Raw genomic sequence first — 9,054 nt, forward strand, 5'->3', positions numbered from 1 at the left:
TTTTTGATCGGATAACTCCGAAATAGGCGATCGGATTAGACCGAAATCAGTGATCGGATTGAACCGAAATGGGTGATCGGAATGGGCCGGAACATGCAATAATACCTTACGTAATTGCTCAGTGCTGAACAGTTGCTTACGCTGTGATGATCCACTTTTATATGGACTTAAGTCACGGTCCTCAAATGGACTTTGCTTAATGAATATTTCACCCACTTGAAAAGCATGAGTCCAAATTGACTTAAGGCGTGACAGATGAGCAGCAATGGTGCCATGAGCATATTCATCGCCAAGGTGTTCAACGTATGCCACAACAGATTTTTTATCGATGTCCTGAAGACCAATATCATTGACTCCCATAAAGGTGAGAAACCTTTTGAGGGATGAATTAATCTTTTGCTTTGTATCGTCTGACAGTGAGGTCTTACGGGCGAGCAGGCTGCTCAGAGCTTCTTTGATAGTGTAAGTATATGGATGATTTGTTTCACCATAAGCAACCTGTCTATATGCTGCGTGGGCAATTGGGGTTCGAGGGAAGAAGTCATCATAAAAGAGACCTGAATTAACATCCTTAATCCCCTCAGCGTATTCCTCAGCGACCTGTAGGTGTTTCTTAAAGGTTTCTCTTTCTGGACTCAATGCGGATTGCATTTGAATTGAAAGTTGGCCGTTGTATCTGTCTCGTTTTAATCTGGCTACTTTTATACAGCTCGTATTCAGACTGAAAGTAATATGTGTACCTTTATATAAATGTGCAAGTGCTTTTGGAACTCTGCGGTGATAAACGTAGGTGTCGTGATGTTTCTTAATGTGTTTGTTTAATTTAGTCTAATTAATCCCCTTATAAGTCTGTGTATAACGGAATGTGGAACGCCAAGTGGCTTACATCCCTCTAGTAGTCAGGGATTAAGGGAATTGTGGGTATTTGGGGTACTTTGATGTAAACATCCCCCAAGCTTAACGCTTAAAAGAAAGGCGCTGCTCATAGAGCAGCGCCTTTTTTGTTTGTATAGCAAATCTAGAGCGTAAGGCTATGCGCCCTGTTTTTCTGCAATATACTCGTCCACCAATTCTTCAAGAATGGCAAGTGGCACCGCACCGTTTTTAAGTACCACGTCATGGAAATCGCGTAAGTCGAACTTATCGCCTAATTCTTGTTTCGCTTTCTCACGAATTTCTAAAATCTTAATCATGCCCACTTTGTAAGAGGTGGCCTGACCCGGCATAACAATATAGCGCTCAATTTCAGATGTAACGTCGCTAAGCGCCATACCTGTGTTGCGTACCATATAGTCAATTGCCTCTTCACGGGTCCAACGTTTATCGTGAATACCCGTATCTACCACTAAGCGTACTGCTCTGAATAGTTCAGCTTGAAGGCGCCCCAAGTTATCTAGAGGTTTATCTTGAAAGCCCATCTCCCATGCTAAGTATTCTGAATATAAAGCCCAGCCCTCGGTGTAGGCAGTAAAAGGCGACATTTTGCGAATAAAGGGCATGCCTTCCAGTTCCATCGCCAAGGCTACCTGGAAATGATGGCCCGGAATGCCTTCGTGATAGGCCAATGTACGCATACTGTACTTAGGTGTTGCTTTAATATCATACAAGTTGGCATAAAATCGTCCCGGACGAGAGCCGTCAATAGCGGGTTGCTGGTAGTAGGCGCCAGGTGCAGTTTTCTCTTTAAACTCCGGAATACGTACCACTTCCATGCCGGCCTCAGGGCGAATTCTAAATACATCACTTATACCTGCATCAATCTCATCAAGTATGGTTTGGTAATCTTTTAGAATTTGCTCGCGGCCTTCATCACTGTCTTCGTAATAGTGAGAAGGATCGGCGGCCAACGCGTCCATCGCGCTAGAGAAGCCCTGAGTTACGTCGTAGCCTTCACCAGCAAGAATAGTCAACATTTCGCCCTGAATTCTTGCTACCTCTTTTAAGCCTAGGTTGTGAATTTCGTCGGCAGTCATGTCGGTGGTAGTGAAAAAACGCAGCGCATTGGCGTACACTTTGTCGCCGTCAGGTAAATGCCAGTAGCCGTGGTCATTGCCAGCTTTGGCTTGAAGCGTGGTGAAGTAATCTATAAATAGCTGGTAGGCGCGGTCAACGTCATCACCTATGACTGTTTGAGCTTCAGCTAAATATGCGTCTTGCTGCTCTGAAGAGATATCTTCAGCCTTAGACATCTTTTCTTTCAGTGAGCTGTAAAGAATATTCTCTTCTATTGGCGAAGATATAAAGCCATTCATTTCATCTAGTACGCGGTCTATTACGAACCGCGGAGGGATAATGCCTTTTTCTTCACGAAGCTTAAGCCCTTCAAGTACTTGCGCGAATTTCTCGTCTACGGCACGCAAACGGCTTAAATAGTTCTCTACGTCGGTAGCATCATTAATCTGATGCTGACCTTCCATAAAGCTTGGAAACCCGTTTTGTACACCGAAAAGCTGGTTTACTGGGTAGCTGTGATACTGAAACGGCTCGTTACTAATGAGATAATCAAGCAAGTACAGCGTGATTTCTTTTGAAAGCTGCTCATCGTCGTTTAAATCTTCGTCGTCATACGCTAAAACTTTTTCTCGTATATCATGAGCTTTTACAAACAAGGCTTCATTTTTTTCTTGGCTAACGTCATCAAGCTCGGCGTTGTGGCCTTTAATGCCCATTGATTCTAAAAAACCGAGAGAGGTTAAGGTTTCAGGACTATCAAAAGCTACTTTCACCATTTCTCGGTTAAGTAGGTTATTAAAGTAAAAAGGTTTATCCGCATACCACTCGTGCGCAGCAAAAGTACCGCCTGCCAATACAATTACCAGTAAACCAGTACCAATCCATTTAAAAAATCGTTTCATCGTTATTATTGTCCGAATTTCATCCAACGTTTACGTTAACGGAAAAACTTAATAAAAGTAAATGGTAATTATGAACCCGGTTTAAAAAGAAAGGCGCTGCTCATAGAGCAGCGCCTTTTTTGTTTGTGCTAACTCTTTTGGGAGTTAGTTTAACGGAGGAATGTCATCGGCATTTTGGTTGATCTTACCTACGCCCGAGTAGTTGATAACTCGCTGCTTAACCACGTCGGCATCATCTAGTACGTAGTCGTACGGCACTTCGTAGCTGGATGTTGGCGTGGCATCAGGTCCTGCTACAACGTCACCATCAGCTGGCGTTGTCCACGTTACGCCTTCGCCAAACAGGTTGCCTGACGTGCTCCAATATCCAATAACGTCTGAGTAAAAAGAAACAATTGGGTTTTGCGTGTTCTCAAACACATTGTTTTCTACCTGTAGCTCTGCACCAATTCTTGAATTGATTGCCGTAGAGGATATCTGATTGTAATAGTTGTTATACAAGTGACCGTGACCGTAGCGGAATAACGGTAAACGTGACTCGATATTCTCAAAGCGGTTGTGGTGGAAGGTAATTAAACGCTCGGTATTATCACTGTCTACATCATTCTCAGTGTGGCCGTGTAACGAGGCTTTCCAATGATCATGAAGGTAGTTGTAAGAGATAGTGATGTTTTTCGCGCCGCGTTTACTATCTACTAATCCGTCGTAGAAATCCTTGTCCACAGACAATGTGCTGTAAAGCTCATTGTGGTCAATCCAAATGTTGCTGGTGGTAGAGCCGTCGTTATCACCTTCAATAGAGATAGCGTCTTTTCCATCAGTAAGCACGTGGTGGATTTTCAGGTTTTGAATAATCACGTTATTTGCACGTCTGATTAAGATGCCAATACCGTCGAATTCGCCCCTGTCTGCAACCCCGATAATTGACACATCGTTCATGTCTTTTATTTCAATCGGTGAGCCCGTACCGCCATTGTTTGCGTCGGTAATGGTGCCATCTACATAAACCGTTACTGGGGTGTTGCTGTTCGCTGCGCTATCTAACGCCGCCTGCAGATCAGCACCGTTATCGACGGTTACTACCGTACCGCCAGCACCGCCGGTTAATGCATAGTTGTATTGCGCAAAACCGTACGCATCAAGCGTTGGAGCAGGTGCTACATTCGGTAAGTTAGGCTCGCTTGGCACCCAGCCTTCGCCGTTATTAAAGTGAGAGAATATTGCCGTTCTGCTGGTAAGTTCAGTCACTTCGCTGTCGGTAAGAATGTGGGCAAACTGACGGCTTGAAAGATCAAGCGGGTTACCCTGCATATCCATGCTGCCGTATTCACGCCATCCAGCTGCTGCGGTTGCAGGGCTAGGGTTTGGTGCAGGTTGGTCGCGTACTCCTTCGCCCGCCCAGCCGATAGTGGCAATGTGGGTGTCGAAACGGTTATTAATAAGCGTAATATTGTCGAAGTAGCTTGCGCTGCCGCCACTTCTTGCAATATACGTAGAGTCGTCGAGTACACCGTTACCAATAGGGCCTGGGCCATTGGTGAAGCTGCTGTTTAAGAAGATAAACCCTTTATAAGAAATATCAGGTACGCGAGCTTGTAGAATGTAGCCGCCCGCTGTGTCTTCGTTAGGGTTGCCATTTTTAGAGTCGCCAATGGTGCGAATTTCGCTGTTTTCAAACAGTGCGGTATTTACGTAACCCCAAATGAAATCAACGTTGCCGGCAATCAATGAGTTGTAGAACCAACTAAAGCCTTTTAACAGCAGCGTATCTTGTTCACTCACAAAGTTCATATCAACGGCAGTTAGACGACCTGAATCACTGTTAAAGTAAATCGTCTCAGCTTGGTTAGAGTAGTCGTTGCTTCTGATGTGTGAGTTTTTCAAAGTGAAGTTCGTTAGCGTCAGGTTATCTACGCCTTCCACTAAAAATACGCTTCTTCCGCCTGATGGCGTGCCCGCCGCAGGTGCTTCGCTCTTGCCGCTACCGCTGTTAAAGCTTTCAAAGTTATCGTAGTACACCACGGTATTGTCTCGGCTCTCGCCTTGAAGCGTGACATTGTTGTTACCGCGAAGGAACAGCATTTCTTGATATTCACCGTCACGAATCGTAATGCGAGATGGCGTATCGCTACTTACGTTTTGCATCACGTAATTAAGCGCACCTTGCACCGTGCGGAAATCCGCTTCGCCGTCATCATCTACGGTAACATTCGCGCCAGAAGGTGCAGCGGCTCTTGTTGCAAAGCGCCAGTTCGCACTCTTGCCAATACCACTAAAGCTTTCACCATTTAGCGTTGCGCCGGTTACCGCACCATCGCTAATGGCTACGTAATACGACTGACCATATTGAAGGGCATTTGTATGAGGCTTAATCACTAATTTGTTGCCTACAACTGATGCTGGGCGGTAAGCCACTTTGCGCTGTCTGTCTTGGCCTTCAAAGCCAATAAAGTCTTCATCAGCTGCAATATTGATAACGTCTACCAGGGTGTCGTCTGTCGCATTGTAAATGCGCACTTCACCGCTACTTCCTAAGGTGGGTTCGCTGTCGAAGGTTAACGAGAGTAGGGTATCGGGATACGCATTGTTATTGCCCGAATAAGGTGTGGTATCCGGGAATAAGTCGCCATAGGTGGCGGTAGGCATTGTGAAGCCTTCGCCAACATTAACGGCAATGTGTTTGCTTAACGTAGGGTCAGAGCCAGAAGTAAAAGTTACCATTGCGCTGCCGGCAGCGCGAGGGGTAATGGTAACTTGTGGACCTTGCTGCTCTACGCTGACCACACTCGCATCACTGCTGGTTACGGTAAACGTGTCTTCAGTTATACCGTCGTTTTGTACTGCGGTAACGTAAACGAATAACGGATCGCTACTGGTGGTGGTCTCCCACTCTGTTTCTTTGAAATCCAGAGTAAGTTGAACTGGTTTAACAGCGGGGTCACCTACTTTTAAATCGTCCAGCTCGAACGAGCGGTTATTAGTGAAAAGGCCAATCAGTCCCGCTGCGCTATAGGTTGTGTCTTCTGCTGTACCCATGTTCTCGCCGTCTAAATAAACGGTGAGTTTCTCGTTTTCCATTTCAAAACGTACGCGATACCACGTGCCGTCTGTTCCGTCTTTTTCACCCAGTACAATCGGTGACTTAGCTTGGACAGGGCGAGAAATACTGCCTTCGGTACTTACCGCTACTTCCACTTGTGTACTGCTCGATGAGTTTTGTACATTCAAACCTCCGCCGTACCAGTTTCCAGCGCTATCATAACGACCTAGAAGGAAGATCTGTTTGTTTCGCGTAGTGCTGTTTTGTCTTGGACGAATGCGCGCTTCAACAAAGTAATTTCCATTTTCTGGAAGGTTGCTTAGCGCCGACTCTTTAACCAAGAAAATTTCGCCACCTTCACCGCCAGCGGTGTAGCGCATCACTTTGTTGCCGTCATCTTCTACAACATCAAACGTGCCTTGTGGGCCGTTTGAGCCTGCGTCGTCTGAAATAAGCGTGAAGTTATCTAAAGAGCCCGATGCAAAGTCGTCACAGAAGTAAAGCTGTGGTTCATTTTCACAGCTAAACTTGCTGTCATCTGGCGCTTCACCCACATACGATATAACAAAGTTATCGATAACCACTTTGCCGCCACTTTCAGTACGAAGCTGTAGGAACGAGGTGGGTGTACCAATAAATCCATCGATAGTTAGGCGTTGTCCTGGCACAAGGTTATTAACCAGCTCGCTGTAGAATTTAGAGTCGCCACCATGTATCGATTTGCTGCTACTGCTGGTGTTGTTGTCTACATATATCTGGAAGTTGTTGTCGCCTTCACTGTCTTCAACGGCAATGATGTCCATACTAATGGTATATTCACGGCTTAAATCTAATATACCCGTCGTAGTAATGTCATCAGCGGTTGTGTCTGTATCTGGTGTACTGTTGCCCATGGTAAAGCGTGCACTGTCGATGACTAGTTGGCCTTCGGAGATCACTAAACCTGAGCCGCCGCCCGTTACGCTATAAAACGGTGTCGCACCACCATCGGTCGACTTGTATTCAGGGCTGAAGAAGGTGTCAGCGTCTGTTTCAAACGTCTCCTCTAACAGGGTGTTTTCATCAATATATTCAATGCGAATATTGTCGATGACCACAATAGAGCCACTTTCCGTTCTAAATTGAAGGTACGAGTTAGGCGTTGCTATCTGTCCTTCTACTGTCATAGTGGTTCCCGGTACTAAATCGAGCACAGGCTCATTAAAGAAACGAGAATCTGAACCTAGGTGTGAGTTGGCGCTGCCAGAAGTATTGTTATCCACGTAAATCTGGAATTTGTTGTCGCCTTCGGAATCTTCAGCAGAAATGACATCAAAGATAACATTGTAAGGACGGCTCAAATCCAGTGCACCGGTTGATGAGGTATCGTCAGATGAGCTTTGGGTATCTGGCTCAGTATTACCAAGCGTAAAGCGTCCGCCGTCAAGCTGAATACCAGTGTCAATTTGCGTTACCGAACCACCGGTAATGGTAAACATGGCGACTTGCTCACCCGCTGCATTTTCAATCGCGGCAAAGTTTGTCGAGAAAATATCCTCGCTTTCACCTGCAAAGGTATAGGAAAGCGGCAGCGGTATGCTGGGAATGACTTCGGGTTCTTCAGGTTCGGTAGGCTCAGGCTCAACCGGAGGCACTGGGTCAACTGCGTCAGCTACAGTCTCAATTTTTAAGTTATCGATAGTGATAGTGGCACTCGAATCTGTGCGCAATTGGAAGAAACTATTGGTTACCGAGCTATCGAGAATTTTCGCGTCAGGTGCACTAGGATCGCCGCCACTAATATCGTCACCTGGCTCATAGGTATAGGTAAATCGCGTGCCGGGTACCATTGTGCCGTCCGCTAACCTTTCGCTTACAAACTTAGAAGCAGCACCGTGTACAGAGTTATCTTGCCCTGTGGTGTTGTTATCTACATAAAGGCTAAATGTACCGCCGCCATTGTGAGAAATAACGTCGAAGCTGATGGTAAAACCTTCGCTAAGGTTATAAATACCCATGCCTACCGTATCTGATGCCGACGTATTGGCACCTGGGTTGGCTGCAGCATTACCTATGCTGAATCGATCGCCTTCAAGGGTAAGTTGACCTGTGGTGGCATCGACTAGTGGGCTGCCACCTGTTACATAATAAAGCGCGCCAGCGTCTGGCTCTTCACTTAAACGCTTGTACGACGATGAGAAAAACGTATCGGTGTCGGTATCAAAATTCTCTTCAAGCGCTGCCTGGATAGAGTTCGCTGCTTCCTCTAACTTTGCCAGTTCAACATCTGCTTGTTCCTGGGTAAAAGCAAACAGGTAGTTTTGCGGGTCTTCGTTGGCAAGACAGCTTTCAACATGCAGCACTAACGGCATAGACTGAGCGTTATCTGGGGATATCACGCACAGGCTGTATACTTCGTTAACCGTGTTGAAAGCACGGGAAATAAGATACTCAGTTTGCTCACCGTAGCTAAGGGCTATGACTTTTCGTCCAAAAGAGAATTCATAGCTACCCGTTGTGCTTTCCTCACCGTGCACTCTTACGAATGTACCTGACAAGTTCGTTTCGTCGTCTGGCGTAAAGGTGTAAGTGGCTTGAGATACACTTCTGCCTTCCAGTGTTGGTGCGTAAATGTCGCCTGTGAAGCGGGTTACATCAAAGGTGTTAGGGAACAGCGTACCTAATTCGGCTTCAAGGTAATTTACGAAATGGCTGATAGCCTGTGCTTTATCCACAAGCGTAGCACTGGCTCCGCCAGCAGAACCAAGCCACACCTCTACATCGGCTGCAAAATCTGCATCAGATTGATTAAAGAAGTCTTCAATGGTTTGCCCTTCGTCTAGCGTAGCTACCGCCACATCGCCAGCACTGGCGCTTAGCGATATACCGTTACTTGGGTCGCCATCGGTATCAAGAGATTGTAAAAGTCGAAGCGTGTTTACGACCGACTGGTTAAAAGGGTTGTCAGTTGCGAACAGGTCAAGAGGAGAGATAACGCTCGATGCTGGTGTTTCTGGAAACGTCAGCTGACCAATGCTGAAAGCGAGCTGTTCGCCTCTGAAGTAAGAGTATTCACCCTGCGCATTAGTGGTACCGTTTTCCACAGAAGCAGAGGAATAATTGATTCCTTCAACGGGGCTATCAACAAATACGCCAGTAAGTGCTGGGTCGGGGGGGAGG

The 9,054-nt window shown here is 46.2% G+C and carries 3 protein-coding genes; all 3 read right to left on the bottom strand.

Annotated features, from left to right (window positions below; all coding sequences use genetic code 11):
• Positions 1 to 810: phage integrase SAM-like domain-containing protein (locus tag BIZ39_RS19085; RefSeq protein ID WP_187447742.1), on the bottom strand; the 810-nt coding region annotated here is incomplete at its 3' end.
• A 221-nt stretch (positions 811 to 1,031) separates the two neighbouring features.
• Positions 1,032 to 2,855 (bottom strand): DUF885 domain-containing protein, encoded by a 1,824-nt coding sequence (locus tag BIZ39_RS19090; protein ID WP_187447740.1) that lies wholly within the window; start codon positions 2,853 to 2,855, stop codon positions 1,032 to 1,034.
• Between the two features lie 144 nt (positions 2,856 to 2,999).
• Positions 3,000 to 9,054: pectinesterase family protein (locus tag BIZ39_RS19095; RefSeq protein WP_187447741.1), on the bottom strand; the 6,055-nt coding region annotated here is incomplete at its 5' end.

This window comes from Alteromonas sp. BZK5 (assembly GCF_014349115.1).
Classification (GTDB): domain Bacteria; phylum Pseudomonadota; class Gammaproteobacteria; order Enterobacterales; family Alteromonadaceae; genus Alteromonas; species Alteromonas macleodii.

Excerpts from the sequence above, each read along its gene's own strand:
- BIZ39_RS19090 (WP_187447740.1), bottom strand. The coding sequence starts at position 2,855 with ATGAAACGATTTTTTAAATGGATTGGTACTGGTTTACTGGTAATTGTA.